Origin of the sequence: Sorangium aterium (genome assembly GCF_028368935.1) — a bacterium.
Taxonomy (GTDB): Bacteria; Myxococcota_A; Polyangia; order Polyangiales; family Polyangiaceae; genus Sorangium; species Sorangium atrum.
In genome coordinates, this window is record NZ_JAQNDK010000004.1 from 1,428,734 (window position 1) to 1,455,527 (window position 26,794).

Annotated in this window: 20 protein-coding genes; 7 read left to right on the plus strand and 13 right to left on the minus strand. The window is 71.8% G+C overall.

The genetic code is table 11. The features are described from left to right. Positions 1-85: 85 nt before the first annotated feature. Entirely contained in the window at positions 86-751 is a 666-nt protein-coding gene (locus tag POL72_RS36875; protein WP_272101497.1) for a hypothetical protein, read from the plus strand. 12 nt (positions 752-763) lie between these two features. On the opposite strand, the gene POL72_RS36880 is transcribed toward POL72_RS36875, so the two are convergent. Further along, positions 764-1,744: a 2-dehydropantoate 2-reductase gene (locus tag POL72_RS36880; RefSeq protein WP_272101498.1), complete on the minus strand. Its 981-nt coding sequence runs from the start codon at positions 1,742-1,744 to the stop codon at positions 764-766. Between the two features lie 217 nt (positions 1,745-1,961). Here POL72_RS36880 and POL72_RS36885 point away from each other — a divergent pair, with 217 nt between their 5' ends. Further along, positions 1,962-3,200, plus strand: a complete 1,239-nt coding sequence (locus POL72_RS36885) for an SMP-30/gluconolactonase/LRE family protein (RefSeq protein WP_272101499.1) — start codon at positions 1,962-1,964, stop codon at positions 3,198-3,200. A 204-nt stretch (positions 3,201-3,404) separates the two neighbouring features. Continuing rightward, complete coding sequence (locus tag POL72_RS36890) at positions 3,405-4,772, plus strand: hypothetical protein (RefSeq protein WP_272101500.1); 1,368 nt, start codon at positions 3,405-3,407, stop codon at positions 4,770-4,772. A gap of 287 nt (positions 4,773-5,059) precedes the next feature. Here the strand turns inward: POL72_RS36890 and POL72_RS36895 are convergent, their stop codons facing one another. Beyond that, the gene (locus tag POL72_RS36895) at positions 5,060-5,479 is read right to left on the minus strand and encodes a putative metal-binding motif-containing protein (protein ID WP_272101501.1); all 420 of its coding nucleotides are present in this window, start codon (positions 5,477-5,479) and stop codon (positions 5,060-5,062) included. Between the two features lie 230 nt (positions 5,480-5,709). On the opposite strand from POL72_RS36895, the gene POL72_RS36900 reads away from it, so the two are divergent. Beyond that, positions 5,710-6,951, plus strand: a complete 1,242-nt coding sequence (locus tag POL72_RS36900; RefSeq protein WP_272101502.1) for a radical SAM/SPASM domain-containing protein — start codon at positions 5,710-5,712, stop codon at positions 6,949-6,951. An 18-nt stretch (positions 6,952-6,969) separates the two neighbouring features. Then, positions 6,970-7,791, plus strand: a complete 822-nt coding sequence (locus POL72_RS36905; RefSeq protein ID WP_272101503.1) for a metallophosphoesterase — start codon at positions 6,970-6,972, stop codon at positions 7,789-7,791. 47 nt (positions 7,792-7,838) lie between these two features. On the opposite strand, the gene POL72_RS36910 is transcribed toward POL72_RS36905, so the two are convergent. Beyond that, entirely contained in the window at positions 7,839-8,624 is a 786-nt protein-coding gene (locus POL72_RS36910; RefSeq protein ID WP_272101504.1) for a hypothetical protein, read from the minus strand. A gap of 305 nt (positions 8,625-8,929) precedes the next feature. Here POL72_RS36910 and POL72_RS36915 point away from each other — a divergent pair, with 305 nt between their 5' ends. Together POL72_RS36915 and POL72_RS36920 are read left to right on the plus strand one after the other, a co-directional pair. Beyond that, a complete protein-coding gene (locus tag POL72_RS36915) occupies positions 8,930-10,594 on the plus strand; it encodes a glycoside hydrolase family 30 protein (RefSeq protein WP_272101505.1) in 1,665 nt (554 codons plus the stop codon). A 326-nt stretch (positions 10,595-10,920) separates the two neighbouring features. Next, on the plus strand, positions 10,921-14,283 hold the full coding sequence (locus POL72_RS36920; protein ID WP_272101506.1) for a HEAT repeat domain-containing protein: 3,363 nt from the start codon (positions 10,921-10,923) through the stop codon (positions 14,281-14,283). Between the two features lie 57 nt (positions 14,284-14,340). Here the strand turns inward: POL72_RS36920 and POL72_RS36925 are convergent, their stop codons facing one another. From POL72_RS36925 to POL72_RS36970, 10 genes are all read right to left on the minus strand, one after another. Next, on the minus strand, positions 14,341-15,246 hold the full coding sequence (locus POL72_RS36925; protein WP_272101508.1) for a sterol desaturase family protein: 906 nt from the start codon (positions 15,244-15,246) through the stop codon (positions 14,341-14,343). Between the two features lie 32 nt (positions 15,247-15,278). After that, a complete protein-coding gene (locus POL72_RS36930; RefSeq protein WP_272101509.1) occupies positions 15,279-16,373 on the minus strand; it encodes a 2Fe-2S iron-sulfur cluster-binding protein in 1,095 nt (364 codons plus the stop codon). Between the two features lie 156 nt (positions 16,374-16,529). Continuing rightward, on the minus strand, positions 16,530-17,450 hold the full coding sequence (locus POL72_RS36935) for a LysR family transcriptional regulator (RefSeq protein ID WP_272101510.1): 921 nt from the start codon (positions 17,448-17,450) through the stop codon (positions 16,530-16,532). A gap of 93 nt (positions 17,451-17,543) precedes the next feature. Beyond that, positions 17,544-20,555: a carboxypeptidase regulatory-like domain-containing protein gene (locus POL72_RS36940; protein ID WP_272101511.1), complete on the minus strand. Its 3,012-nt coding sequence runs from the start codon at positions 20,553-20,555 to the stop codon at positions 17,544-17,546. A 234-nt stretch (positions 20,556-20,789) separates the two neighbouring features. Then, the gene (locus POL72_RS36945; RefSeq protein WP_272101512.1) at positions 20,790-20,945 is read right to left on the minus strand and encodes a hypothetical protein; all 156 of its coding nucleotides are present in this window, start codon (positions 20,943-20,945) and stop codon (positions 20,790-20,792) included. 132 nt (positions 20,946-21,077) lie between these two features. After that, the gene (locus POL72_RS36950; RefSeq protein ID WP_272101513.1) at positions 21,078-22,226 is read right to left on the minus strand and encodes a hypothetical protein; all 1,149 of its coding nucleotides are present in this window, start codon (positions 22,224-22,226) and stop codon (positions 21,078-21,080) included. After that, entirely contained in the window at positions 22,223-23,290 is a 1,068-nt protein-coding gene (locus POL72_RS36955) for a tetratricopeptide repeat protein (RefSeq protein WP_272101514.1), read from the minus strand. The genes POL72_RS36950 and POL72_RS36955 overlap by 4 nt, the downstream gene beginning before the upstream one ends. A gap of 74 nt (positions 23,291-23,364) precedes the next feature. Continuing rightward, positions 23,365-25,008: a serine/threonine-protein kinase gene (locus POL72_RS36960; protein WP_272101515.1), complete on the minus strand. Its 1,644-nt coding sequence runs from the start codon at positions 25,006-25,008 to the stop codon at positions 23,365-23,367. 174 nt (positions 25,009-25,182) lie between these two features. Then, entirely contained in the window at positions 25,183-25,716 is a 534-nt protein-coding gene (locus POL72_RS36965; RefSeq protein ID WP_272101516.1) for a 2'-5' RNA ligase family protein, read from the minus strand. 168 nt (positions 25,717-25,884) lie between these two features. Then, positions 25,885-26,790 carry an ATP-grasp domain-containing protein gene (locus tag POL72_RS36970; protein ID WP_272101517.1) on the minus strand — a complete coding sequence of 302 codons (906 nt, stop codon included), beginning with the start codon at positions 26,788-26,790 and terminating at the stop codon, positions 25,885-25,887. Positions 26,791-26,794: the final 4 nt, after the last annotated feature.

Consider the following 26,794-nt stretch of genomic DNA (forward strand, 5'->3'; position numbering starts at 1 on the left):
GCCGTTTCGCGCCGATTCGCACCGTTCCGCCGCCGCAAGCGGCGTGGCGCCGTAAGATCCCGGGGGCTCCCGTGTTTCCATGCCCATGCACGCGCTCGTTCTGCTCCTGTGCCCCCTGCTGCTCCTCGCCACGGCCTGCGCCGCCAGGGAGCCCGACCCGGCGGATCGCCCTCGCCCGGGCGCTGACAACCCCTGCGCGCCGGGGGGGACGCCTCGGCCTCCCCGCAAGCACGTCGTGGCCACCACGGTCACGCCGGACGGCCAGATCGTCGACTGGATCCCCATCGAGTCCCAGACGCCCGACGGCAAGATCGCCACGCCTCCCGCGGGGCCGACGGCGCCGGAGGGAGCCAGCCCCCCGCCGCCGGCGAGCCCGGATGGCGCTGCGCCGGCGCGGTCTCCGGACGCGGCTACCGTTCAGCTCGGGCCGAGAGGCCCCGCCGGCACGGTGCCGGTGCTGCGCCCCCGGAGGCTGCAGTGCGACTGCTTGCCCGGGTATGTCCAGCAAGCCGACGGCTCGTGCGCAGCGCTTGCGTCGCACTGCTCGGGCGAGGGAGGGATGGCGTCGAGCAAGTCGTTCACGACCTGCTGCCCGGGTCTCACGCCCATCGCGAGCATGGAGCGCGTCGACGGTGCGTGCGTGACAACGGCGCCCGACGCGCACCTCTGCGCGAGATGCGGCGACGGCGCCTGCGGCGCGGGTGAGAACGACTGCAATTGTCCGGGCGACTGCGGTGGAGCCCGGCCCTGAGCGACGATTGGCTCATCCGGCATACAAGCCGCGCGTGCGGCCGCACAGGCGCACGAGGCCGAGCAGGCTATCGATGGTCGGCGTCGGCACGCCGGTCAGCTTGCCTATCTCATGGACCACGGTCACCAGCGCATCGATCTCCAGCGACTTGCCCGCTTCCGCGTCCTGCAGCATCGATGTCTTGAACGCGCCGAGCCTGCGCGTGACCTCCATCCGGTCTTCTCCGCTCTGCGCGATCGGGCAACCGATCCTATCGCCGATCGCCGCCGCTTCCTGCATCGCGTGAAGGCAGAAGCCGCGCACCAGCGGATCGTCGAGTATCCGATCGCACGTCGCTCCGGTGAGCACAGACACCGGGTTCATCGTCATGTTGCCCCACAGCTTGTACCAGATGTCGGTCCGGATGTCGGCGCTGGCCTTGGCCTCGAAGCCGGCGCGCCGCAGCAGCTCGACAAGCGCGCTCACCCGGTCCGAATGTCCGCCGGCCGGCTCGCCGAGGAGCAGGTGGTTGCCGGGGCCGACGCGCACCAGCCCCGGTTCCGGGCTTGAACCCGACAGGTGCACGACGCAGCCGATCACCTGGCGGAGCCGGATGGCGCGCGGCACGACGTCGCCGGGATCGAGCGACTGGAGCCGAGCTCCGGCATACGGCACGTTCTCGGGGGCGAAGAACCACCACGGCACGCCGTTCATCGCGGGGACGACGATCGTGTCCTCGCGGAGCAGCGGCGCGATGCGCGCGGCGACGTCGGCAAGCGCGGTGGCCTTGACCGCGATGATCACGACGTCCTGCGCGCCGAGCGCGGCCGGATCCTGCGCCGCGCGGATCGGCACGCGGGTGATCTCTCCATCGACTTGCAGCAGCAAGCCGCGCCTCTGCAAGGCGGCGAGGTTCTCTCCGCGCGCGACGGCGCTGACGTCGCAGCCGGCCGTCGCCAGCCGGGCGCCCAGCAAGCCGCCGATGGATCCGAAGCCGTAAACAGCAATTTTCATGATGTTGCTGCATCCTATCGCTGCGGACCGTCGGTTGCCTCCTCGCCCGCCGCCGCCGTTCGCGGCGCACCGCGGCAAGCCCGTTCCTGGCCAGGCGGAGCTCGCGATCGACGTGCTGTGCCGTTCGGTCACCTCGGCCCTTGCGGCGCGAGGCGAGCTGACGATGATGGGCGCGCCCGATCGGCACACCATCCGGGGCGCTTGGAGGAGCTTGCTTATGAAGGCCAGGTATTCGCTCGTTGTCTCTTGGATTGTGCTCGTTGCGGCGAACGGCTGCGGCGGCGACGACCCGCTCGAGTCGGAGGGCGGAGGTGGATCCTCCAGTGATGTCGGGGCCGGCGAGTCGAGCGGCTCTGCGGGCAGCGTGGGTACCACGACCTCGAGCGGCACCAGCGCGGGCAGCGCGGGCGCGGGCGCGAGCAGCGCCACGGCGGGGAGCGGCAGCGGCAGCGGCGGCGCTGCGGCGGGGAGCGGCAGCGGCGGCGCCGGGGCGGGCGGCGCCGGGGCGGGCGGCGCCGGGGCGGGCGGCGCCGGAGCAGGCGGCGCCGGAGCAGGCGGCGGTGATGACGTGTCGGCCGTCTGCCCGGGCGGCCCGTACGCGGCCAATCCGCTGCCGGCGAACGGCAGGCCGCAGCTGGTCAGAGGGGGGTTCACGTACGTCGAGGGCCCGGTCTGGGTCGCCGAGCTCGGGGCGCTGTTCTTCTCGGAGATCAACATGCAGTCGCAGAACACTCCGCCCCTCAACGGCCCGAAGGCGAAGATCCAGAAGCTCACGCCGCCGGGCACGATCGAGGTGTTCCTCGAGAACAGCGGGACGAACGGGCTCGGCCTCCACAGCGACGGGAACCTCATCGCATGTACCCACGACACGCGCAGCATCTCCGTGTTCGATCTCGGCACGAAGGCGCGGCGCGAGGTCGCCGGGTCGTACATGGGCAAGCGGTTCAGCTCCCCGAACGATGTCGTCGCGCGGAGCGACGGCAACGTCTACTTCACCGATCCCGATTTTCAGCTCAGCGCCGGCAGGCCGGAGCTGCCGACAGCAGCTTACCGCGTGTCCCCGTCGGGCGCGGTGAGCCTCATCGGCACGCTGGAAACCCCCAACGGCGTCGCGCTCTCGCCGGACGAGAGCGTGCTGTACGTGACCGAGTTCACCCCCGGCCGGATCCGTCGTTATCCGCTGAGCGCCGAAGGAGCGCCCGGCGCCTCGTCCGATTTCGCAGCGAACCTGCCGAAGGCCGACGGCATGGGCGTCGACTGCGCGGGCAATATCTACATCGCGTGGCGCGACGGCATGGATGTCCTCGCGCCGAGCGGCGCGAGGCTCGGCTCGATCACGGGGATGGGCGAGGTGTCGAACGTCGCGTTCGGCGGGGCCGATCGAAAGACCCTTTACATCACGGCGGGCGCGTCGCTCTACGCGATGGAGATGAACATCCCCGGATATCCTAACTGAACTTTGCTGGACGCGGGCCGCCGGTGCTCAACCGCGCCGGCGTTCCAGCTGCGAGCGCCCGGCGGCTCGTCCCCGCGCGCGAGCACGTATTCTGGGAAATCCGTGATAGCTTGATCGACGCGGAACACCGAGCGGGCGATAGCGCTTGACCGGTCTGGCGGCCCGGCGTAGGTCACGATGTTCGAGGGACTCGAGCCAGTGTGCATGGGAGTGGTTGTCGCCGAGACGCTCGCCGCGCAGCATATCGAGCGCGACGCCGAACGCAGCCTCGACGCGGCGCTCGCCCTGGCGACCACATTGCATGAGCTAGGGCAGCGCGAGCGCTACCGGCGTCTGCTCGAACGCGCGATCGAGCAGGCGGATCGCGCGCTGGCCGCCGCCGAGCAGGAGCGCGCCGCCCTCCAGGAACTTGAAGTCGCCGCTGGGACAGAGCGAATGCTCGCGACGGCGAGCGGCGCCCGTTCGACGCTGGCGCGGGCTCACGCGGCGCGGGCAGCAGACGCGCTCCACGGAGCGGGCCAGCTCTCGTTGAGCGCGCAGCGCGCTCCGACGCGCGACGCTTGCGACGACGGGTGGCGGCGCGTGGAGGCGATCGTGGCCGTCGCAGAGGCCTCGGCCCGCGCGGCCGCGATCAGCGCGTCAGAGCTCGAGGGCGGCTCTCCGCGGTCCAAGGTCGCCCGCGCGGCGCGCGCGGCGGCTCACGAGGCCGAGGCCGCCGCTCGCGCCGCGCGCAGGATCGTCGAGGAGCGAAACCACGCGTATACGTTCCACACGGACAGCGGCTTTTCGTTCGGCGAGGGGTGGTATGTCGCCGCGGCCGCCGTCCTCGCGGGCGCGGCCATCCAGGTCGAGCCAGGCAAGCCGGGGACACCGCAAGCCGAGGCGTTTCTGCGCGATGCTGGCCTGAGCGATCACCTTCAGACGCACCGCTCGCGCCCGCGCGCGGTGAAGCAGACGACGGAGATCGTCGCGCGCGCCTTCAAGGCCGAGCCGTCGTCCGCCCAGCGGAGGCTCCGCGCGGCGTTCCTCGGGGACGCGCCGATTCCGGGATCGGTGATCGCCTGGGTCGATCGCAGGCTCGCGGAAGCGCGCGCGGGAGAGTCACGCCGGAAGAAGGTGCTGCTCTGGATCCGCGAGGGGCTCCATCACCCGCACCGCAACACGACGCTCGCCGAGCTCCTGGAGCTGACGGACCTCGTTCAACGTGCAGGGCTCGTGCCTGTCTTGACCGGCGACGCGCTTCGAGGCGCACAGGTCCCCGACGGCGCGGTCGACATGACGCTCTTCTGGAAGGACCCCACCTTCCGGCAGCTCGACATGCGCCGGGCGCAGCTGCAGTTCTTCGAGCACTTGAAGCGCACGCACGACCTCGTCGGTCAGCTCGGCGTCACGACTGCAGGCATGGATGGGCCCGCGCTCATGGGGCTTCCCACGATGTATCTCACCGACGTGTCGAACGTGCGCATGCGGGAGTGGGTCGGCGCGGTGCCGGGATACCAGGAGATCGTGCGCGAGGGGGGGTATCTCGAGCGCGTCAGCCGTGTGTTGTCCGAATGGGCCTCAGCCTCGTAAGGGGACGACGATTCCCTCGGACTGTAGGTGGTGAGGTGCTTTGGCCGAAGGTGAGGTCTTTTTAGCCGCCAAGACGCCATAAGACGCCAAGGAAATTTAAGAATCTTGGCGTCTTATGGCGTCTTGGCGGCTCCATCATGAAGAATCTTGGCGTCTTATGGCGTCTTGGCGGCTCCATCATTTCGGCAAGATCGGGTAGGTACCCCACCACCGGCCTGCAGAGGGAACCCCGGATCCGACCGATTCAGCAGAAACGTGTCAGAGCACGAGGAGGAGGTCGTCGAGCGTCAAGGGGCGCCGCCGCCTGCGGTGCCGCTGCCGCCCCCGCCGCCGGTGCCGAGCGGGGTGTCGTCGCCGCTGCAGTCCTGATCGATGCTGTCACCTGCCACGTCCGTCGCCCCGGGGTGGATGTCCGGATCGCCGTCGTCGCAGTCCTCCTCGGGCCCGTAGCCCTCGCATGTCGCCTGGTAGCCGTCGCCGTCGCTGTCGGTCGCCGGCCCGTCGCACGGGGGCATGCCGTAGCAGGCCATCAGCGTGACAGCCATCATGCCGCCCGACGCCACCGCGAGCAGCCTGCTCGCCATCCCGTGGCGCGCCTGCGCGCAGGTGACGCGCTCGGCCGTGGCCGTCGCGCCGCAATGCGGGCAGGCGGAAGCGCCCGGGGGAACGAAGCCATCGCAGCAAGGACAAGCGCCGAGGGTGAGCATGAGGATCTCCGCCTTTGAGCCATGCGGCCGAGCCCTGGCGCACGTCGGAAGGCCGAGCCAGGGAGGTCGAACCCTCCCATTCTATGGCGAGGCGCCCAGGCGCCACGCAAGGAAAATGGAGGGGAATGGCGCAGCGGCCCGGCGCGCGCGTGCACAGGTCACCATCCCCCGCGCGTCGAAAGGGCGCAGGAGCGCAGGAGCCGGCGGCGGACTTCGCGGTAGGCTCGGGCATGGCGCTGCGCCGTCTCGATGTGGTTCCCGGCGAGTATTTCCCGGCGTACGTCGTCTGGGAGCTGACGCTCCGCTGCGATCAGCCCTGTCGGCACTGCGGCTCCCGGGCAGGGGCTGCGCGGCCCTCGGAGCTCGGCACCGAGGAGGCGCTGGGCGTGGTGCGGCAGCTCGCGGCGATGGGCGCCCGCGAGGTGGTGCTCATCGGCGGCGAGGCCTACCTGCACGACGGCTTTCTGGAGATCATCGCGGCGCTCAAGGCCGCGGGCGTGCGGCCGACCATGACCACCGGGGGGCGCGGGATCACCGCGGAGATCGCGGCGCAGATGAAGGAGGCCGGCCTGCACAGCGTCTCGGTCAGCGTCGACGGGCTGGAGCGCGCCCACGACCTCATCCGCAAGGCCCCGGGCAGCCACCGGAGCGCGCTCTCGGCGCTCGGGCACCTCCGGGGCGCGGGGCTGCTCACCGCGGCCAACACCAACCTCAACCGGGTGAACCAGGGCGATCTAGAGGCGCTCTACGACCTGCTCCGGGAGCAGGGGATCAAGGCGTGGCAGGTGCAGATCACCGCGGCGCTCGGGCGCGCGGCCGACAGGCCGGCGATGTTGCTCCAGCCCTACGATCTGCTCGACGTGCTCCCGCGCATCGCCGCGCTGAAGCGGCGGGCCTTCCAGGACGGGATCACGGTGATGCCCGGCAACAACCTGGGCTACTTCGGCCCGGAGGAGGCGCTCTTGCGCTCGCTGCGCGAGGGCGGCCGCGACCACTTTCGCGGCTGTCAGGCCGGGAAGCTGGTGCTGGGGATCGAGTCCGACGGCGCGGTGAAGGGCTGCCCGTCGCTCCAGAGCGATGCGTACGTGGGCGGCAACCTGCGCGGGCGCGCGCTCCAGGAGATCTGGGACGAGGCGCCGCGCCTCGCGTTCGCGAGGGCGCGCACGGCCGACGATCTCTGGGGCTTCTGCCGGAGCTGCGCGTTCGCGGAGGTGTGCATGGGCGGGTGCAGCTTCACGGCGCACGCGCTCTTCGGGCGGCCGGGGAACAACCCGTACTGCCACTTCCGCGCGCGCACGCTGGCCGCGCAGGGCAAGCGCGAGCGCCTCGTGCCGGCCGAGCCGGCCGCGGGGAGGCCGTTCGACAACGGGCTGTTCGAGCTCGTGCTGGAGGATCTCGACGGCCCCGATCCCGGGCTCGATTCCCCGGAGCGGCTGGTCCAGCTCACGCGCAAGCCGCGGCCCTCGAGCTGAGTTTGCTAAGGTTCCGGGATGGTCCGACCGGTCACCCGTCGAGCGTTCCTCCACGCCAGCTGCTGCGCTGCTGGAATTGCCGCCTTCGATGGGATCGCCATCGAACCTTCGTGGCTCGATGTCGCCGAGCACGATGTCCCGATTCCGCGGCTCCCGGCCGCGCTTCAGGGGTTTCGGATCGCTCACCTCTCCGACATCCACCTGCGCGCGCTCGGCGGTGTGCACGAGAAGGCCATCGACGCCATCCGCAGGCTGGCGCCCGATCTCGTCGTGCTGACCGGCGACTCGATCGAGGGCGAGGGCTCGCTCGGCGCGCTGGAGGAGTTCTGCCGCAGGCTCGCCGCGCCGGGGCGGGAGGTCCTCGCCACCGTCGGCAACTGGGAACACTGGGGGCACGTCCCCTTGCAAAGGCTGAGCGAGGTGTACGCGCGCGCCGGAGCCAGGCTCCTCGGGAACGAGTCGGTGCTGCTGAAGCGCGGCCTCTCCGTCGTCGCGACGGACGATTTCTGCAGCGGGAACCACGACCTGCGCGCCGCCCTGACGAACGTGCCATCCGCTCCGGCTCGGCTCTTTCTCACGCACGCGCCCGGCATCTTCGAGGCGCTCTCTCCCGGCGCGCCGCGCTTCGACCTGGGCCTCGCGGGGCATACGCATGGAGGGCAGATCCGAGCGCTCGGAACGGCGGTGTGGGTTCCGCCTGGATCGGGCCGATTTCGCTCGGGTATGTACGACACGGCCCATGGCAGGGTGTACGTGAGCCGCGGTGTCGGCACGAGCGTCTTGCCTGTGCGGTTCACGTGCCGGCCAGAGCTCCCCGTGTTCCGGCTGATCGCCGGGTGACGTCCTGCCCGACGACGGATGTCCGGGGGGTGAGCCGCCGCAGTCCGTCAGTCGCGCTTCGGTTCTGCGGAGAGCGCGTCCAGGCGGCACGCGACCGACAGCGAGAGCCCCACCTCGACGAGCGAGATGGGCCGCTGCTCGATGGCTCCCGGCGGCGCGCAGTCCACGAGCGAGAGCGGCGCCGACGCCGCCTGCGCCGCCTCCGCGAACGACCGAGCCCTCCGGACCCATTGCTCGGTCAGCTGCGCGCGGTGCCCCTCCGGCTCCTTCACCTCGGCCCGAGGCTGCCCGAAGGTGGCCCCGCGCCGCCCGTCCTTCGCGGCCTGGACCGCGGCGCTCACGTCGCGCCGGACCTGCGCCACGGCCGCGGCCAGCCGGCTCCTCGCCCAGAAGTCGAGCTCGGGGGCGAGGCGTACCTCGATCACGCCGTCGACGGCGGCCGATACGGCGTCGCCATCGCTCTCTGCCTTGTCGGGGAAGACTGCGGTGAACGATGCGCCAAGCATCTTCACCGTGGATGCGCCGGCGGTCGCCTCCGTGAGCTGTCGCCCCAGGTCCTCCACCGAAGCCTTCGCCGCGGTGAGGGCGCGCTGCGGATCGGCGTCGGTCTCCTGGAGCGCGAAGCTGAGGACGAGCACGTCGGGGCGGACGACCAGATCGGCCTGGACCGCCCCCCGACTGGGCAACGCCGGCGCGGGCAGCATGCTGGGCATGCTCGCCGACGTGGAGCCCAGGCTCGACGCGTAGGAGGGGGAGAGGGCCGCGCCGGGCGCCGCCCCGGATGCGCCCCCGCAACCGGCCAGGAGGGCGAGGGCGAAAACCGCGGTTCGCATCGGGGGCCGACGCTATCACGCGCATCGAAACCCAGCAATCGTACGGCCGGGTTGGATCCGCTGTGCACGATCTGGAAGGCGTGCCGCCGTGCCATCCGCGACGTCGACGCGGGACCTTCGGTACGGGAGGCGTGACGCGAGCGCATGGCGCGTGCGTGCGCCGGGTCATCGACGTGAAGCTTGCCGCCTTTTATCCCACCCGCCCGATCACCGTGGGGCCTTCTGGGCATATAGGACGGCCACTTTCTGACGCCTGCTGCAGGCACCGCCAAGGGGTTGCACTCCTGGGATGGAGGATTTTTGTGATGAACAGGGCACGAGCTTCGACCGTCGGCATATTGCTCGCGTTTCTCCTGGTGGGTTGCGGTTCTTCGAGCGGCCCGGAAGAACCCGAGAGCTCGGGCGGCCCGGGTGCGGGTGCGGGCAGTAGCGGGAGCACGGGCGGCAACGGGAGTACGAGCGGCAACGGGAGCACGAGCGGCACCGGGAGCACGAGCGGCAACGGGAGCGCGACGACAGGCAGCGGCGAAGGGACGGGTGGCGCGACGGGTTCGAGCGGTGCCGGCGGCGATCCGGGTGGAGACGGGGGTTCTGGCGGCTCGTCCACCGGGACCGGCGGTGACCCCGACGTGGTCGAGCCCACGCTGATCACCTCGGGCGCGAACGAGTACTGGAAGATCGGGACGCCGACGGAAGTGACGAGCGGCAATGCCGACGTGACCGTCGATGACGCGGCAACGCAGCAGCGATGGGATGGCTTCGGCGGCTCGTTCAACGAGATGGGCTGGAACATGCTCTCGATGCTCAGCGAGTCCGACCGGCAGCGAGCCATCAAGCTTCTCTTCGACAAGGACGAGGGCGCAGGGTTCGCCTACGGGCGCATCCCCATGGGGGCCAGCGACTATGCGATGGATCGCTATAGCCTCGACGAGAAGAAGGATGATTTCACGATGGAGAGCTTCTCCATCGCGCGGGACAAGGAGAAATTGATCCCGTACATCAAGGCGGCGCTCGCCGTGAGGCCCGGCCTCCACCTCTGGGCCAGCCCCTGGACGCCCCCCACCTGGATGAAGAGCAACGGCGCCTTCGACGGTGGCAAGATGAAGGACGACGCGAACACCCTGAAGGCACATGCCCTGTACTTCGCGAAGTTCGTGGAGGCGTACGCCGCAGAGGGCATGACCATCGAGGCGGTCCACCCCCAGAACGAGCCGACCTACGAGACGAGGTATCCGAGCTGCGCGTGGACGGGGCAGCTCATGGCCAAGTTCATCGGCACCTACCTCGGGCCGCTGTTCGAAGAGCGCGGGATCAAGGCTCAGATCTTCCTCGGCACGATGTCCAATGACGCGGCGGACCCGGGGATCCTCAGCGCCGTGACCGGCGATGCCACCGCGATGAAGTACGTCAAGGGCTTCGGGCTGCAGTGGAACATGCGGGGCAGCGCAGCCGGCCTGAAATCGCGCAACCTGCCGATCGTGCAAACGGAGCACCAGTGCGGCAACTACAACTGGAACCCGCCGGGGGTGCCGGTGTTCAACCCGACCACGGCAGCGAACGATCACGCCTACGGGCAGGAGAGCTGGGGGCTCATCCGCGACTGGATCAAGGCGGGGGTGAACTCGTACAACGCGTGGAACATGGTGCTGGACCCAGTGGGCAAGAACATCGACTCGCAGCGGCCGTGGCCCCAGAACGCGCTCCTCAACGTGAAAGCCGACACGAAGGAGCTGATACTGACCCCTGCCTACTACGTCTTCCGCCACGTCTCCCAGTACGTCGATCCTGGAGCGATGCGCGTCAACACGACCGGCGGGGACGCGCTGGCCTTCAAGAACCCTGACGGCACCATCGTCACGGTCATCTACAACTCCGGCAGCTCCGCGAAGACGACCACCCTCAGCGTGGCCTCCAAGAAGCTCCAGTTCAGCGTCCCTGCCCGCGGCTGGGCCACCGTCAACTGGAAGTGAGCCGCGCGCGACCCGACCCGGGTTGACCTGTCGCGGCCCGAAGCTGTCGACAGCCTCCCGGGAGAGGTGAAGCTTAAACCGGAGGGTGTCGACAGCCTCCCGGGAGAGGTGAAGCTTAAACCGGAGGGTGTCGACAGCCTCCCGGGAGAGGTGAAGCTTAAACCGGAGGGTGTCGACAGCCTCCCGGGAGAGGTGAAGCTTAAACCGGAGGGTGTCGACAGCCTCCCGGGAGAGGTGAATCTCAAACCGGAGGGTGTCGACGCTCCGCAGCGTCGCCGCGCTCGGCCTTGCGAGCCTCCGGCCCCGGGGCGCTATGATCGCCCTCCATGGACGCCGCTTCCTTCCTCGCCGAGCTCGAGCCGCAAACGCACCACGACCGTGTCCGCCGCGTGGTGGAGCTGGGCCGCGCCGCCGCGCGCGGCGACGCCGGCGCAAGCGCGCTCCTCGGCGCGCTCTGGAAGAGCGCTCAGCCCTACGAGCGCCTCCTCGCGTTGATGAGCGTCTACGGCTCGGGCGACGGCGCGCGCGTCGTCGCGGCCGTCTCCGACCCGTCCCGCTCCGTGCGGCGGCGCGCAAGCCGCATGATCGCCCGCTTCTGCGACGACGCGCAGGCGCTCGCGGCGCTCGGCGCCCTCCTCGAGCGGCGCACCCTCCGGCGCACCGTCGCCCAGCTCGCGCGGCGGAAGCGCCAGGCCGCCGTGGACGCCTTCCTCGGCGCGCGCATGCAGGCGGGGCGCGATCCCCTGATCGTAGATCTGCTCCCGTTCGGCTCCGAGGCGCTCGTGTCGGCGCACCGGCGCGCCATCGACGAGGCGGGCGGCCCGAGCTGCCTCGATCGGCTCGGCGTGAGGCACCCCGCGGCCGCGGCGCGCTGGTTCGGGGAGGCGATCGCCCGCTCCCCGTCCCTCGACGTCCGCCAGCGCTACCGCCTCGCGCCGCTGCTCGTCCCGCTCGCCAGGCGCGCGCCCGACGCGGCGCTCCCGCTGATCCAGGCCCTCTTCGAGCGCGGCGAGGAGCCCTCGTTCCTCGCGGGCCCGCTGCGCTTGCTCGCCCGATCGCGCCCGGCCGCCACGTTCGACCTCCTCAAGGCGCGCCACGAGAGCGGACGACCCGCGCGGCCGCCCGGCGCCTTCGAGGTGGTGCGCTTCGACAAGGGCGCGCCCGCCCTCGGCGCCGAGCGCCTCGAGTACCTCATCCGCCACGCCTGGGGCGCGCTGAGCGACGGCAAGCGGGGCCCGCGGTGGTTCCTGCGACTGCGTCCCGACGACCAGAAGGCGGTCCTGCGGGCCTTCCTGCTCGGAGGGCGAGGGGGCTTCGGCGCCTTCCTGTTCCGCTACGTGAAGGCCGAGTCGGCCGAAGAGCAGGCGCTCCGGGAGCGGGCCTTCGAGCGGTGGTCCTGCGCGGCGCAGGCCGCCGACGGATCGATCGCGCCCGAGGTGCTCGACGCGCTGCCTCGCGACCTGCGCGAGCGCGAGGCGAGGCGGCACCTCTCGAGCTGCCCGTCGCTCGTCTCGAAGCCGGAGCGGCGGATGAGCTACGCGCGCCTCCTCTCCTTCGCCGAGGCCAAGGAGGTGCTCGCGCCGCTCCTCGGGCACCCGGAGGGCGAAGAGCGGGCGAAGGCGCAGGCGCTGCTCGTCGCGAGCGTCCTGCACGACCGGGGCGCGCTCGCGGACGCCCTCGCGAACGTGCGCGCCCGCAAGTTCGAGCAGGATCCGGTGCGGCGGGCGATGCTCGGCGCCCTCGCCGCGCTGCCCATCGGCAGGTTCGCGCAGGAGCACCTGGAGGCCGTGGGCGCCGTGGCGCAGGACGCGCTCGACGCCGCGGACCTGTCCCACGCCACGGCCTCGGCCGTCGAGCGGCTCGTGGTCCGCCTGTTCCGCATCGACGGGGCGTGGGGGGCGCGCTGGATCGCGAAGATCCTCGCGGTGCGCGGCTCGGTCTCGACGGCGGGCCTCGGAGAGGGGCTGACCCGGGCGGAGGCCGAGCGGCTCAGCCCGGCGCTCGCGCAGCTCGCGGGCGCGTGGTGCACCGGCGAGCGGGCAGGGGCGGTGCTCTCGCTCGCGCAGAGCCTCGGCATCCGCCTCGCTGTGGTCACGCCGCTGCTCGAGGCGCTCGAGCGGCTGTCCCGCGAGCTCCCGTTCGTCGGCGTCGCGGCGGGCGCGCTCGGCCTCCTGCGCGCCCACGACAGGCCGCGGTTCGCGCGGCTCGTTCCCGCGCTGCTGGGCGAGGACAGGAGCTTCGTGCTGATCGGCGCCGTCGCCCGGCACGTGAGCCAGAGGCGCCAGGATCTCCTGGGCCCCCTGCTCGACCGGACGCAGCCCATGACCGGCAGGTTCGCGACGGGCAAGACGCGCTGGGTGCTCGATTTCGGCGGAGGCCACGGCCGCTGGACGGCGAGGCAGCAGGAGAGCTATGCCGCCGGCCTCCGCGGGCTGCTCGGCGACGAGACCAGCGACGTCCCCACGCTGCGGTTCGCGATCTCCGCGCTGGTCCGGCTCGCGTACGTCGACGCCTCGGCGGTCACCCCGTTCGCCTCCGATCCGAGGCCGCCCCTGCGCGAGATGGCCATCCGGGGCCTGCCGTGGCTCGACGCAGGCCAGGGCGTCCCCGTCCTGATCGAGTGCCTGGGCGACGATCGCGCGCGCTGGGCGATCTACGCGCTCCGGAAGGCCTTCGCCGAGATGTCCCGGGAGCGGGTGCTCGCCGAGCTCCGGGCGGTGCCGACAACGAAGGTGACCGTGGCCAAGGAGGTCGTGCGCCTGCTCGGCGAGCTGGGCGGCGACGACGCCTACCGGGACCTGCTCCGGCTGGACGGCCCGAAGACCCACCGCGACGTGCGGATCGCGCTGCTCCGGGCGCTCTGGGACCACCTGGACAAGCCCGAGACCTGGGACGTCTTCGGCCGCGCCGCCCGGGATCCCGACTGGATCGTGGCCTCGAAGCTCGCGGACATCCCGCTCGGCAGGCTGTCGACCGAGGCCGAGCGGCGCGTGGTGGACCTGCTCGCCGCGATCCTCGGGCGGGCGGAGCCGGAGGCGCGGCTCGATCTGCTGCGGCGCGCCGCGCACCTGCCGCTCCGGGACGACGCGCGGTCGCTCTTTCGCCGGCTGCTCGAGCACATGGCCGCGCCCGCGCCCGAGGAGGCGGCGGAGGCGCTGTCCGCGGCGCTCGCCAGGATGCAGCATGGGGAGGTCGCGACCGTCGTCCAGCGGCTCGCGGAGCTCTTGCCGAGGCGCCGGCACCTCGTGGCGTTCCTTCCCGCGCTCACGGCGCGGCTCGGCCCGTACGCCGCGAAGCACCACGTCGCCGTCGGGGAGGGCCTGCTCGCCGCGCTCAAGGCGGATGCCCTGGCCGTGCCCCAGTACCTGGGGCTCGCGGCGCGCCTGCTCCCGTGGAAGGCGCTCGGGCAGGCGCTCGCGGAGCTCGGCCGGCGGGACCTCTTGCACCACGACGCGATGGTCGCGGCGATGTCCGCGGTGCACGGCTGCGTCCACCCGTCGCAGCTCGAGCAGGAGCTGCGGGGGAGCGCCGATCCGCGGCTGCGCCGGCTCGCGCTGGAGGCGCTCGTGCAGGCGGCGTCGCCGAAGAACGGCTGGACGGCGGACCGGCGCGAGTTGCTGGCAGAGCGCTACAGGAAGGATCCGTCTCCCGCCGTGGCGGGGCCGGCGTCGTTCGTCACGCCGCCGTGAGGGGCGCTCGCTGCGCTGCCGTGAGGCGGCGCGCGGCGGGCGAGCGCCTGGCAGGGCTCATCGCACGACGACAGCGCGGCCATCGACCGTGGTAATCACCGCCTCCGCCATGGCGAGGTCGGCTGTCGGCGATGTCTGTTCGATCAGGCGGCGACGATCCGCCCTCTCGTCCTTCGTCGAGCGCACGAACGGCCAGAAGAGCTGCTCGGCCCACGGCTCGACCGGCGCGCCCTCGGGCAGCCCGAAGCCCTCCTGGCGCGCGTGCGGGATCATCAGCGTGCCATGGAGCCAATCGAAGCAGACGAGGGTGGCGCCATAGTTCTTCATGGCATTGCCGAAGCGGCCGACCCCGTGGTGCACATGGTGCGTGTCGGGAAGCGAGACGATGCGCTCGAGCACCCGCATGACAGGACGCGTGAAGCGGCTCTGCTGGAGATGCAGGTCCCAGCGGAGATCGCTGTGCTCCATCAGCGCGATCAGCGTCCTGAAGGCCAATCCCACGACGTAGGCGCCCGGGTGGCCGAGCCAGACGACGAGCGGGGCCAGCCATGTGCCTGGTACCAGGACGTCCCATAGCCAGTTTTCGCGGTACGTGACCGCGATGTTCATGTTGCGCGGCACGTGGTGCGGCTTGTGGATCCGCCAGAGCCAGGGCCGTTCATGGCTCAGGCGGTGCACCCAGTACAGCCCGTATTCATCGAGTAGCAGGTAGACCGGCAAGACCAGCCAGGGGCTCACGTCCGCGAGCGCGTCCTCCGAGCCGGGCCAGAGCGATCCGAGCGCCCAGATCACGGCGACGAAGGACGCGCCGCGGATCACGAGGTAGGCGCCGACGGACAGGAGGCTCGCGCCGAGCTCCCGCATGGTGAGCACGCCTGGGCGCCGGTACAGGCCGAACGCGACCTCGAGGGCGGCAAAGAGCGCGAGGAGAACGAGGACGAACATCGTGCTGTGGATGATCATGAGGGCTCTCCTTTCGAGCGTGGTGGCCGGGCTCAGGCGACCGCAGAGGCGGCGCCAGCCACCGAGCCGCGGTCCAGGAATCTATCGTGATGCAAGTGCTTCGGCGGAATCTCGCCGCGCAGCACGTCGAGCGCGGCGTCGATCATCCCGGGCGGCCCGCACACGTAGGCCGCGCAATCGGCGTGGCCCGCGGCGACCCCACGAAGGTAGTCGGTGACGTGCCCCTTCCGCCCTGTCCAGCTCGAGCCTTCGGGCTCTTGCGAGAGCACGGGCACGAAGACGAATCGACCTCGCCATCGCTTCTTGATCGAGGCAATGGCGTCGAGCGCATAGAGATCCTGCCGGGTGCGCGCGCCTACGACCAGCGTCACGTCTCGGGCGAGCCCGTCCGAGATCCCCTGCTCCAGGATCGCCTTGATCGGAGAGAGCCCGGTGCCTCCTGCCACGCAGAGGAGCGGCCGATCGGCCTCGTGGTAGCGGAAGGTGCCGTGTGGCCCCGAGAAGCACAGGCGCGCGCCCGTGCGATCGGCCCCGAAGAGCCAATCGGTGAAGGCCCCGCCCGGCACGTGGCGGACATGAAAGAGCGCCCTTCGCGGCGAGGCGCGATCCGGCGCCTCGGCGAAGGAGTAGCAGCGCGGCTTGTCGAGCCCCGGTACGCCGGGCACCGTGAGCTGTGCAACCTGCCCGGCCACGTAGTCGACCTCCGCGGTGAGGTCGACCTCGAGCGCGAGGACGCTGGGCGAGAGCGGCGTCACGCGCGCGACGCTCGCGTCGATCTGCACCGGCGCTGGACGCGTCGAGCGCCCGCGGCCCGTCCCAGGGACCTCGACCGCCACGTCCTCCGACACGGCCAGGCTCTGGCAGGCGAGGACGAAGCCGGCAGAGAGCTCCTCGGGCGCGACGTGGCGCGAGATATCGCTCTTGAGGCGGATATGGCCTCTGATGAGGCGGCACTTGCAGGTGCCACACTCGCCCGCGTTGCACATGTGTGGAAATGAAATGTTCCCGCGTACGGCTGCGCTGAGCAGCGTTTCCCCGGCCTCGATACGGGCCGCGCGATCGCTGCCCAGGACATGGAGTGTGCCGGCTCGACCGCTCGTCCGGCCGCCGAATGAGATAGCCTTCACGATGTTATGTTTCCCTCTCGTACGCGGCTTCATGGGGGCGGCCCCCCCGAAAAGCCCAATCAAGAAATGGTATGAGGCAGATTGCCGGCGTGAATATTCCGCCGAATCCACGGCCGCCCGTCTCCCTCTGGGTCGAGCTCGCCCGCCGGGGACGCGTCAGATGCGGCTGCAGAGCTCGATGAGGGATCGCCGCAGCCACTCGTGGGCCGGGTCGCCGTCCTGACAGGCATGCCACATCATGAACAGCGGGATCGGCTGGATGGGGAGCGGACAGCTCACCACCCGCACGGGGAAGTGCTGCTCGAACAGCCGCGCCAGGGGGAGCGGCAACGTGCAGACGAGGTTCGACTGCGAGACGATGAACGGCATCGAGAGATAGCGGGGGACCTGCGCCCGCACGCACCGCGATCGCCCGACGAGGGCCTGAATTTGCTCTGCCAGGTTGGTCTGGCCCTCGCGCGGCTCGATGATGACGTGCTCGAGCGCCATGTACTCGTCGAGGGTCAGCGAGGGGCCCACGGTCGGATGATCCTGGCGCACCAGCGAGACGAGCTCGACGTCGAGCACGCGCGTTCGCCGGAACTCGTCGCCCGGGATGACGATGTGATCCAGGACGAGCTCGACCTTGCCGAGCCGCATCTCGTTCTGCAGCGAGGCCCCGGGCTCGCGGCAGATATCGAGCCGGACGCGGGCGCCGAGCTGCTCGAGCCACTGCAGAAAACGAGGCAAGAGGATGGCCTCTCCGAGGTCGCTGATCCCCAGCCTGAAGGTGCGGCTCGCCGTGCAATCGAAGGCGCCTGTATGGGCGAATGAGGCATGGATCAGGTCGAGCGCCTTGCGGATCGGGCCGGCGAGCGCGAGGGCGCGCGGCGTCGGGGCCATCTCCTTGCCGCGACGCACGAAGAGATCGTCGTTGAACAGGAGCCGCAGCCGGCCGAGGGCGCTGCTCACGGCCGGCTGCGTCATGCCGAGTCGCTCGGCCGCTCGCGTCACGTTGCGCTCGGTGAGCACGACGTCCAGCACCGTGAGCAGGTTCAGGTCCACGGCGCGCAGGCGCGGCAGCGGCGGTGCGTTCATGGGGGAAGGGTAGCGCCGCCCCGACGCCCGCCGCCGAGAGCCCGAGCGGCGAGCTCTTCCATGCGCCTGCCGTCGAGAGGTAGCGGCCGGCGCCTACGGTGGCCCGGGCGCGGCTTCGATGCCGCCTGGCCCGACGCCCGGGGGTGGCGGCATCGCCGCGGCCACGAGGGCCACGCTCGCCCCGCGCGAGAGCCCGAGGGTCACCTGGGTCCCCGCGGGCACGCGGATCAGGGACCCAACCAGATACCCCAGCTTGCCGGTGACATCGTGGCCGTCCACCGAGACGATCACGTCCCCCACCTGCAGGCCCGCCGCCGCGGCCGGACCGCCGGGGCGCACCTCGATCACCTTGTGCGGCCGCATGGCCATCTCCATCGGCGACCGGGGCGGCTCGACCGTGAACCCGAGATCGCCGGGCGGCTCGTCCTGCTTCACCCGGCGCTTCGCCATGAGCAACCGCCCGACGTCGGTCTCCGCGCCCGGTTCCACATCGACCGGGATCATCGCCGCGTCGAACGCCGAGCTCATCGGGTCCGCGGGCATGAGCATGAGCACGAGGGGACCTCTGGGGACACGGTCGAGGTGAAAATGACCCGCCCCGTCCGTGACCTCGCGTTGCTGCACCGGAGAGGGCGCGATTCCGCCGGCGCGCGGGTACGCGTGCACGGTCACCCCGGCCATGGGCGCGCCGTCCTCCAGGGACACCACCTGACCCCGGATGGCGACGCGCCCGGCGAGCGTGAGCACCACCCCGCTCCGCTGCTCCCCCTGCGCGAGCGTCACCTCCCCCGTGGCCGTCCCCTCCGGGGCGTCGGCTGCGATATCGTACTTGCCCGCCGGCAGATCGCTCATCGTCCAGGCCCCGTCCGTGAACGAGAAGGACTCGCTCCGGAAGAACGGCGCTTCGCGGCCCGTGACGCGGATCGTGAACTGATCGGGCGGCGCGCCGCCGGGGCGGGAGACAGCGCCGGAGACGGTGCCAGTCTCCTGGATCGTGAGCGTCACGGTGTCGCCGATATGGACGTGCTCGACGGCGGCGCGGCCTCCTCCGCGGCGCTGCGCCTGGACCGTGTACGTGCCCCGGCCCAGGTTCCCGATCACGAACTCCCCGTCGGGATCGGTGAGCACCGGCGCGTAGGGCCCCATGCTCTCCAGCGGTGGGGGTGGAGGGGCCGGAGCGCCCGGCTCTCCCGCGCCCTCGGGCTCTCGCTGAACATTGACGAACGCGTCCGCCACCGGCCTGCCGCTCCCGTCGATGACGCGCCCGTGGATCTCGCCGTTCTGGCGCTCCACGACCAGGCTCACGCGCGCGGCCGCCCCTGCCTTCACGTTCACGGCGACCCCGGGGTCGCCGTCGCCGACCTGGCCTGGCGCCCTCATGGGCATACCCCCCTGCATGGCCCAGATCCGATACGCGCCCGGCGCGACCCCCTTGATCACGAAGGTCCCGTCCGCGAGGGACTTTCTCGGAGGGCCGTTCCACCCGGGCTGCTGCGCGCTCAGCATGACGTCCGCGCCTGCAACGGGGCGGCGGTCCTCATCGATCACCGTGCCCTCGACGCTGCCCCCGCTATCCATCACGAGGGTGATCTCGGGAGCGCGCTCATCGACGAGCTCGACCTCGACCGGTTCGGGCGGAATGTGATCGTTCGAGTGCGCCATGACCCTGTGCTTGCCGGGGAGGAGCCCCCGGAGCACGAAGCGGCCGTCGTCATCGCTCTGCCCGACGGGGCCGGGCAGCATCGCCCTCATGTCGGTCGGGCTCGCGTGGACCATGGCGCGCACGGGCTTGTCCTCGCGGTCCACCACCCGGCCCCGGAGCGACAGCCCGGCGCGGACGGTCCACACGAGGCCCTCGACGTCCGCCTCGCCGACCTCCACGGCGGGGTAGGTCGGCTCCGACGCGTGATCCTGGCAGAGCACCATCACCTGGTACGAGCCGGGCAGCACCCCCTCGAAGCGCGCTGAACCGTCGGCCTCGAGGACAGCGGGGAGCCAGCCGCTCCCTTCGTGAAACAGGGTGACGGAGCCGCTCGCGCAGGGCCCGCCCCCGGGCGCGACCTCCACGCGGCCAGCCACGCTGCTGGCGGGGTGCATCTCGATCACCACCTCGCTCGAGGTCTGACCGATCCCGAGCACCACGCTCGCGCGCGCCTGGCCATATCCGCCCGCGGCGCGCGCCGTGGGCTTGTAGCGCCCGGGCGCCAGCCCTGGGATGCGGAAGCGCCCCTCCGCGTCGCTCGACGCGGGTTTCACCTCCCCGGGGCCCCACCGCTGCTCCATCCCGGGACTGATCTTCGCGCCGGCGATCGGCTCGCCCGACCCCGCCTCGACGACCCGCCCCTCGATCACCGAGCCGGGCGTCAGCAAGATCTCGAGCGGCGGCCCCGGCGCCATGCCGTGCTGCGACCCCTCGGCATACCCGTCGGCGGTGGCGCGCGCCAGGCAGTATCCCTCCTCGGTCCACGCGGAGAAGGAGCCCTCTGCGTCGGAGCGGGTCACCGCGGCGCCCTGGTGCGACCCCAGGAAGCCATGAATCATGACGAGCGCCCCGGCGATGGGCCCGCCGCTGACGTCCTTGACGTGGCCCCGGACCTCGACGCCGCCGCGGACGAGCGTCAGATCGACGCCGGTGCGCGCCTCTCCCTGGCGGAGATCGAGCCAGCCGGCGCGGTCCGGGGCAGGGGAGGTGTAGCTCGCGGGGCGGTGGCCCGGCGCCGAGGCGAAGATCGTCAGGCGCGCGGGGGAGAGATCCGCGATCTGGTAGCGGCCGTCCTCTCCTGCGGGCGCGCATGTCGGCTCGCCCAGATCGAACGGCGTCAGGCCGCCCGCGCCGCCGCTCGCGCCGGCGCACACCAGCGCTCCGGCGACGGGCGAGCCGGCCGCATTGGCGACCCGCCCCGCGATGCTCCCGAGCTTCGGGGGCGGCGCGTCCCTCGCGCGGAGGCGCCGCGCTCCCCGCGTCGAAGCGGCGCTCGCCGGAGGTGCGGGGCCGTCCGGCGGCGGCTCTGCGGCGCGGAGCCACAACAAGAGGCCCAGGATCCCCGCCGCCGCCAGCCCGAGCACGACAAGGGGTAGCCACCGTCTCGCTTCCGCTCTCTTCATGGCCTGACAGCCCCTCCTTCGTCCGCCGCCCTCTGCCGCCGGGATTACTAATCCATCGCACGCACGCGCGGCGAGGCCTCGCCCTGGGTAGCAGGATCACGGCACGTTCCCACGGCGGGGCGCGGGTGCTTGCCTTGTCGCCTCATCGGGGGAGTATCGAGTGGCTCGACCCGCCCCCGGAACCCCCATATGCGTTAACCAGCCTTCGCGCCGCGTTCTTCTACATCCGAACGTTTACGTGGTCGTAGTCGTAGTCGTAGTCGTGGTCGTGGTCGTGGTCGTGGTCGTGGTCGTGGTCGTCAACGGTAAGCCGTGAACGACCACGACCACGACCACGTAAACGTTCACGACCACGTAAACGTTCACGACCACGTAAACGTTCACGTTCACGTTGGTGATCGTTGGTGCCGAGGAGAAGGGGAGGGCTTCGTGCCCTGAGCGTGACCGAACGAGCTTGGTTAACCCTTATGCCCCGGAACCGCCGACCCGCCCTCCTGAATGCGTTGGGCCCACCGCGGGCCGTTACGGGCAGGCGGTCCCGTCGGCCAGCGCGGTGCACTCCTCCGGGTTCTCGAACGCGCGGCTCACGTGGAGCAGCCGGCAAGAGACCGTGTCGCCGCCCTCGGCGCTCGCCACGGAGTAGTGGGAATCATGGGCGGCTCCCGCCATCGTGCTGCACTCGCTCTGGCACTCCGCGCCCCAGCCCTCGTACGCCTCGCCGAGGGCCTCCTTGCAGGCCGCTTCGAAGAGCGTGCAGTACGACACGCAGTTGCCTGTCACGCCCGAGCCCGGCTCCTCGACCCCGCAATGGCCGTCTCCGCCCGGCCCCGTGTGCGGGCAGTGGGTCGTCGGCGCCAGCATGGCGCTGTAAGCGTGGTACTTGCGGCAGCCCACGGTGTTCTCGGTCCGGTCCTCCGCCCCGCCGGGAGGGAGCGCCGCGCAGACCGCGAGGCACTGCGCTCTCGACTCGTAGACGGCCAGATCACCCGTGCACGACGTCATGACCACCTGGCAGAAGTCCTCGCAGCTCGGCTCGGTCCCGTCCGGATCGGCGCAGGGCTGCACGGGCGTCAGGCTCGCGTGCGGGCAGTGCTCCTCGGGGTCCACCGTCGCGGAGCTCACGTGCACGAGGCGGCACTGCAGCGTGTCGCCGTCGTGGTTCTCGATGACGTCGAACATGTCCACGTCCTTGAGCCCCGCGCACATGGCGACGCAGTCCTCCTCCGTGGGGACCTCGAGCGTGCACGCCGCGGCCCGCAGCGCGCAGTAGCTCTCGCAGTTGCTCCCGCACTCGCCGCCGCCGCCCGGGCCGGCCGCTGGACAGTGCACCTCGACCTCGCCCGTGGCCCCCGCCAGCTCCGCCTGGCGGGCGCGGCACGCGACCGTGTTGTCCACGGGCTCCAGGGGATCGCCCTCCGGGAGCAGCGCGCACACGCCCTGGCAGGTCTCCAGCGTGGCATAGACCTGGTGCTCTCCCGTGCAGTTCGCCATCACGTCGGCGCAGTACGACGCGCATTGCTCGCTCACAGGCGCCTGCCCGCCCCCCGTCTCCGCGCCGCCCGGGTCGAAGGTGCGGTCCTCGATGCCGGCGATGGCCTGGCAGCCGAGCCACGCGAGGCTCGAGAGCGGGGCGAGCAGGGCGAGCGACAGGAGCCCTGTCATGCGTCTCATTCGAACGTACCTCCCACGCGCAACCCGACATTGCGCGCGTCCACGAACGCTCCCACCTGGACGGGCGGGGTCTGCCTCGGCGCGACGACGAACACGAGGACGGCGCCGCCGATCGCCGCCGCCGCGCCGAGCCCGAACGCGACGTTCGACACGGTGGCGGCGCTCTTGGCCTCCTCGGTCAGCGTGACGCCGCGCTCGTCCTCGCACGTGCTGCCGCCCTTGCAGTAGCCCTCCGCGTCGCTGTTCTTCGAGATGGCCTTCACGCCGAAGAACGTCCCGACGCCGAGGCCCACGACGCCCGCGCCGCCCACGACGAGGCCGATCAAGCGCGTCGTGTGGCCCCCGGACGCCGCCTGCGCCGGCGCCGGCGCAGGGGCGCCGCGCGCCGGCGCGGGGCCTGTCCCCTGGGCGGGCGGCGGCTCGAGGGGCGCAGTCGGCGACCCCTCGATCCGCTTGAGCGCCGGGACATCGACGCTCGCTGGGCCCTTGTTGTCGCCCCCGAGCTTCACGGTCGTCGTCCAGGTCTCGTGGCCCGGGGCGCTCGCCTCGATCGCGATCTCGCCCGGATCCACGGGGAGCGCGACGCCGAAGACCGCAGGATCGACGGCCTTTCCGGCGGAGCGCACCTTGAACCCCTCGATCGCGAGGTTCTCGGCCGCGACGCCGATGCTCAGCTTCGACAGGCCCGGCTCCAGCCGGGCCGCCCTCGCCTGCGCCTTGCGGGCGCGGTCGGCTTGCCCCGCGGCCTGGGACTCCGACATGGCCTGCCGGAACGTGGCCCAGGCGCTCGCCGTGCGGCCGGTGTTCTCGTAACACTCGGCCAGGTAGAGGAGCGTGCCGATGCCCGGATCGATGCGCTGGCTCTGCTCCAGCCTCGGGCACGCCTCCGCGCTGCGCCCCTGCTTCATCAGGTCGAGCGCCGCGTCGAAGAGCGCCTCCGCCGCCGCCTTGTCGGCGGCGCTCGGCTCCGCCCGCGCGGGGAGGCCCCCGGAGATCAACGCCGCGCACAGGCCCAGGCCGACGCAGTGTGCGATGCTTCGCTGACGACGTTTCAACCGCCTCATACGTCCCGTGTTCTCCTCCAAGCTGGCCACGGCGGCCCCGGGGGGCCGTCGCCGGATCGACGCGAGCGCCACGCTCAGCGCCGCCCGCCGAAGTCGCTGATCGAGTTGCCCTGCGTGGGCTCCGGGCGCGCTCCCGCGCCCGGGTGCGAGCGCTCGACGGGCCGGGCCGTGGCGGTCGCCCGCGGAGCGCCCGTCTGCGCGGGCGGCGCGGAAAGGTGCGCCGCTGGGCTGGAGGACGCCGCCGGCGGCGGCGCGGGCGCGCTGGAAGAGGCCGCCGGCGCGGTCGGGGCTGGCGAACCGCCGGCCACATCGGGCGCGGCGCCGGTGGCGCCGGGAGCCTCGTGCGCGTCGCCCTTCGCCGTGGCCTCGGCGCTCGGCGCCGCCGTGGCCTCGGCGGTGGGCGCAGCCGCGGCTGCGGGGGGCTGTCCCTGGTCGGTGGCGAGCCCGGAGCGCAGGAAGAACAGGGCGCCGAGCGAGGCCCCCGCCAGCAAGGCGCCGACGGCGATGGCCAGGGCGACACGCGCCCCGTTGCGGACCGTTCGCACCGGATGGCCCGAGTTGCTCCACGAGTTGACCGTGGGCCCCGTCTCCGCGTTGGGCGCGGTCGGCGAGGCCGGCACGAAGGACGGCGTGCCGGGCGCGAAGGAGGGCGAGGACGGCGTGCCGGGCGCGAAGGACGGCGAGGCCGGCGCGAAGGACGGCGAAGACGGCGTGCCCGGCGCGAAGGGCGGGCCCCCGTGCGGTATCGACGGGCGCGATCCGGCGCCCTGAGCGCCCCCGCTCGGCACGCCCGTCTGGAGGATCGACGGCCGTGCGATGTCCGAGGAGCTGCCGAGCACGCGGCGCGCCCTGTCGACGTGCATGTGGCCCGTGGCCGGGCCGAACGGGAGCAGCGCGGCGGCCAGATCGCCGACGTTCCTCCACCGCTGGTCGCGGTCCTTCGCGAGGCAGTGCATCACCACGGCGTCCAGCTCGCGCGGGACGTCGGGGCGCAGCTGGGCGACCGGGGCAGCGTTCTCGTAGAGCAGCGCGTGGAAGAGCTGAGCGACGGAGTCGCCGTCGTACGGAGTCCGCCCGGTCAGCATCTCGTACAGGATGACGCCGAGAGACCAGATATCCGCGCGCATATCCACGTCCCGCGCGGAGCGCACCTGCTCGGGAGACATGTAGAGCGGCGACCCGAGGAGCGACGCTGTCTGGGTCAGCGCCACCTGATCGCGCGATATGCCGAGCAGCGACTTCGAGATACCGAAGTCGAGGACCTTGATGACCCGGTCGCCGTCGGGCCGGAGCGAGAGGAACAGGTTGGCCGGCTTGAGATCGCGGTGAACGATCCCCGCGGCGTGCGCCTCGGCCATCGCGTCGAGGGCCTGGAGCATGTACGCGACGGCCTCCACCACGGGCAGCGGACCGCGCGCGCGTATCTCGTGGGCGAGGTCGTTCCCCTCCAGGAACTCCATCACCATGTAGGGCATCCCGCCCTCCAGCGAGCCGACATCCAGGACGCGCGCCACGTGCTCGCTCTTGATCCTGGCCAGCGCGCGCGCCTCGCGCCGGAACCGCTCCGTCGGGTCGCCGCCGTCCGGCCGCAGCGAGTGCAGGAACTTCATCGCGACCCGCTGCTCGAGCTCCAGGTGCCACGCGGCGACGATCGTGCCCATCGCACCGGCGCCAACGATCTGCTCCACGCGGTACTTGCCCGCGAGAACGTCGCCCACAGCAACGGGAGCCATCGCCATGCGCCCCAGGCTAGCCGAGATCCACGAGATCACATACTTCGGCGAGCCGCGCTCTGCGTGGAGGGCGGAAAACCATCGCGGAGGCTTCCGCTGCGGCGGAACCGTGCGTCCGGGCGCTTGGTGGGCAGGCATGACACCTGCGCCGGCGAGATCTCACCGGCGTTCCAGCGCGACGCCCTCGACGCAGCGCCAGCGCTCGGTCTGCCCCTCCACGGTCCACAGCTCCAGCCGGTCGGCCCACCACGTGTCGTGGGCGAGCGCACGCACCCGAGGATCCGCGGCGAGCTCCTGGCGGCGCGCCGCCGGCAGCTCGCCGTACACGAGGCTCACGTGCGGCCGAAAGGGGGCCTCGTTCGCGCCGAGCGCGGCCTCGGCCGCGCGGCGCAGCGCCGCGAGCGGCTCGGACGGCGCCACGTCGAGGAACACGCACTGGTGTCGGGTGCTGCCGGTGGCGGGGCCCCGCGCCTCGAGCGCGACGGGGCGGAGCGCGCCGGCGTCGCCGCGCAGCCTGCCGAGCTTCGCGGCCAGCGCACCGGCGTCGCCGCGCAGCCCGCCGAGCAGGGTGAGGTGAGGCGCGAACGCCGGGCCCCCGGTCTCCCGGGCGAGCGCCTCGATGAGCTCCTCGAGCCGCGCGGCCGGCGCTCCGCCGGGGAGGAGCCACAGGGCGAACGCTGTCTCTTGCGCCATGGCCGACACCCATTGCGCCGCCGCGCCCCGCGGGCAAGCCGCCGCGCGCCGGAGCTCGCGTGAGCGCCCCCTCCGGCGACGGCCCGCTCAGGGCGCGAGCTGGGTGGCAGCGCGCGGCGGACCGCTCGGCGCGCGGCGGACCGCTCGGATCGAGCGATGAGACGCTCCTCAGCCGAGCGCCGCGTGCAGGTTCCGGTAGAACGCGTCCGCGGCCCCACCCTCGGGGATGGCCGCCGACCCGCCATCGTTCAGCTCCACCAGCATCCAGCCGCCCCCTTCCTTCTCGGCGACATCGGCCGCGTAGAAACGACCGCGCACGCGGCCGAGAATGGGCGCGAGGACATCGGCGCTCGGCGGTTCGCCCGGATAGTCACCGTCGGCCCAGTACGGTGCCGCGTAGAACGGCCGGCCGTCGAGCACGAAGAAGCGATGCTCGTTCACCAGCGGCAGCCTGCTCTTCGGGTGCAGCCCGATGCGCCGCAGCTCGACGAACTCCCGGAAGACGAGCCCACCGACGACGTGGTCGTCCTGGAGGCGAAGGAAGTTCCCCACGACGCGCCGCACGTTGGCCTCGTCGTCCGCCGCCGGGATGAAGCAGGCGTCGAACCATTCGTGCTTGCGGGACTTCACATAGTCCTTGAGGATCACGGCGCCCGATCCGAACGCCTCTCGCACGTGAACGACGACGGCTTCGAGGTCGAACATTGAGCCCGGGATCCAGATCGATCGTGCGGTGTGCTCGGCGCCGCCGATCGCCTCGTACCACTCCGGCAGATGATAGCAGTGCCGGTACGCCGCCGGCTCGGTGATCAACCGTCGGCCACGCGCGGCGACGACCTCGCTCATGCATTGATAAGCATCGAGGCCCAGGAGCCAGCCGCGGTAGATCACCTCGCCCGGGCCTTCCGGCACCCGGCGGAGCTTCACGTCGCCGCCGAGAAACACCTCGAGGTCGATGAGGCCGATGTCGAAGCCCGCGCTGGCGGCATGCCGGGCTTCCTCCTCGAAGGCGCTGTCCGGCGCGGTCGGGTGCAGCGGGTTGCTCGGGAGCAGGACGAGCGGGGCCGAGAGCATCTCG

Excerpts from the sequence above, each read along its gene's own strand:
- POL72_RS36875 (WP_272101497.1), top strand. The coding sequence starts at position 86 with ATGCACGCGCTCGTTCTGCTCCTGTGCCCCCTGCTGCTCCTCGCCACG.
- POL72_RS36880 (WP_272101498.1), bottom strand. The coding sequence starts at position 1,744 with ATGAAAATTGCTGTTTACGGCTTCGGATCCATCGGCGGCTTGCTGGGC.
- POL72_RS36885 (WP_272101499.1), top strand. The coding sequence starts at position 1,962 with ATGAAGGCCAGGTATTCGCTCGTTGTCTCTTGGATTGTGCTCGTTGCG.
- POL72_RS36890 (WP_272101500.1), top strand. The coding sequence starts at position 3,405 with ATGGGAGTGGTTGTCGCCGAGACGCTCGCCGCGCAGCATATCGAGCGC.
- POL72_RS36895 (WP_272101501.1), bottom strand. The coding sequence starts at position 5,479 with ATGCTCACCCTCGGCGCTTGTCCTTGCTGCGATGGCTTCGTTCCCCCG.
- POL72_RS36900 (WP_272101502.1), top strand. The coding sequence starts at position 5,710 with ATGGCGCTGCGCCGTCTCGATGTGGTTCCCGGCGAGTATTTCCCGGCG.
- POL72_RS36905 (WP_272101503.1), top strand. The coding sequence starts at position 6,970 with ATGGTCCGACCGGTCACCCGTCGAGCGTTCCTCCACGCCAGCTGCTGC.
- POL72_RS36910 (WP_272101504.1), bottom strand. The coding sequence starts at position 8,624 with ATGCGAACCGCGGTTTTCGCCCTCGCCCTCCTGGCCGGTTGCGGGGGC.
- POL72_RS36915 (WP_272101505.1), top strand. The coding sequence starts at position 8,930 with ATGAACAGGGCACGAGCTTCGACCGTCGGCATATTGCTCGCGTTTCTC.
- POL72_RS36920 (WP_272101506.1), top strand. The coding sequence starts at position 10,921 with ATGGACGCCGCTTCCTTCCTCGCCGAGCTCGAGCCGCAAACGCACCAC.
- POL72_RS36925 (WP_272101508.1), bottom strand. The coding sequence starts at position 15,246 with ATGATCATCCACAGCACGATGTTCGTCCTCGTTCTCCTCGCGCTCTTT.
- POL72_RS36935 (WP_272101510.1), bottom strand. The coding sequence starts at position 17,450 with ATGAACGCACCGCCGCTGCCGCGCCTGCGCGCCGTGGACCTGAACCTG.
- POL72_RS36940 (WP_272101511.1), bottom strand. The coding sequence starts at position 20,555 with ATGAAGAGAGCGGAAGCGAGACGGTGGCTACCCCTTGTCGTGCTCGGG.
- POL72_RS36950 (WP_272101513.1), bottom strand. The coding sequence starts at position 22,226 with ATGAGACGCATGACAGGGCTCCTGTCGCTCGCCCTGCTCGCCCCGCTC.
- POL72_RS36955 (WP_272101514.1), bottom strand. The coding sequence starts at position 23,290 with ATGAGGCGGTTGAAACGTCGTCAGCGAAGCATCGCACACTGCGTCGGC.
- POL72_RS36965 (WP_272101516.1), bottom strand. The coding sequence starts at position 25,716 with ATGGCGCAAGAGACAGCGTTCGCCCTGTGGCTCCTCCCCGGCGGAGCG.
- POL72_RS36970 (WP_272101517.1), bottom strand. The coding sequence starts at position 26,790 with ATGCTCTCGGCCCCGCTCGTCCTGCTCCCGAGCAACCCGCTGCACCCG.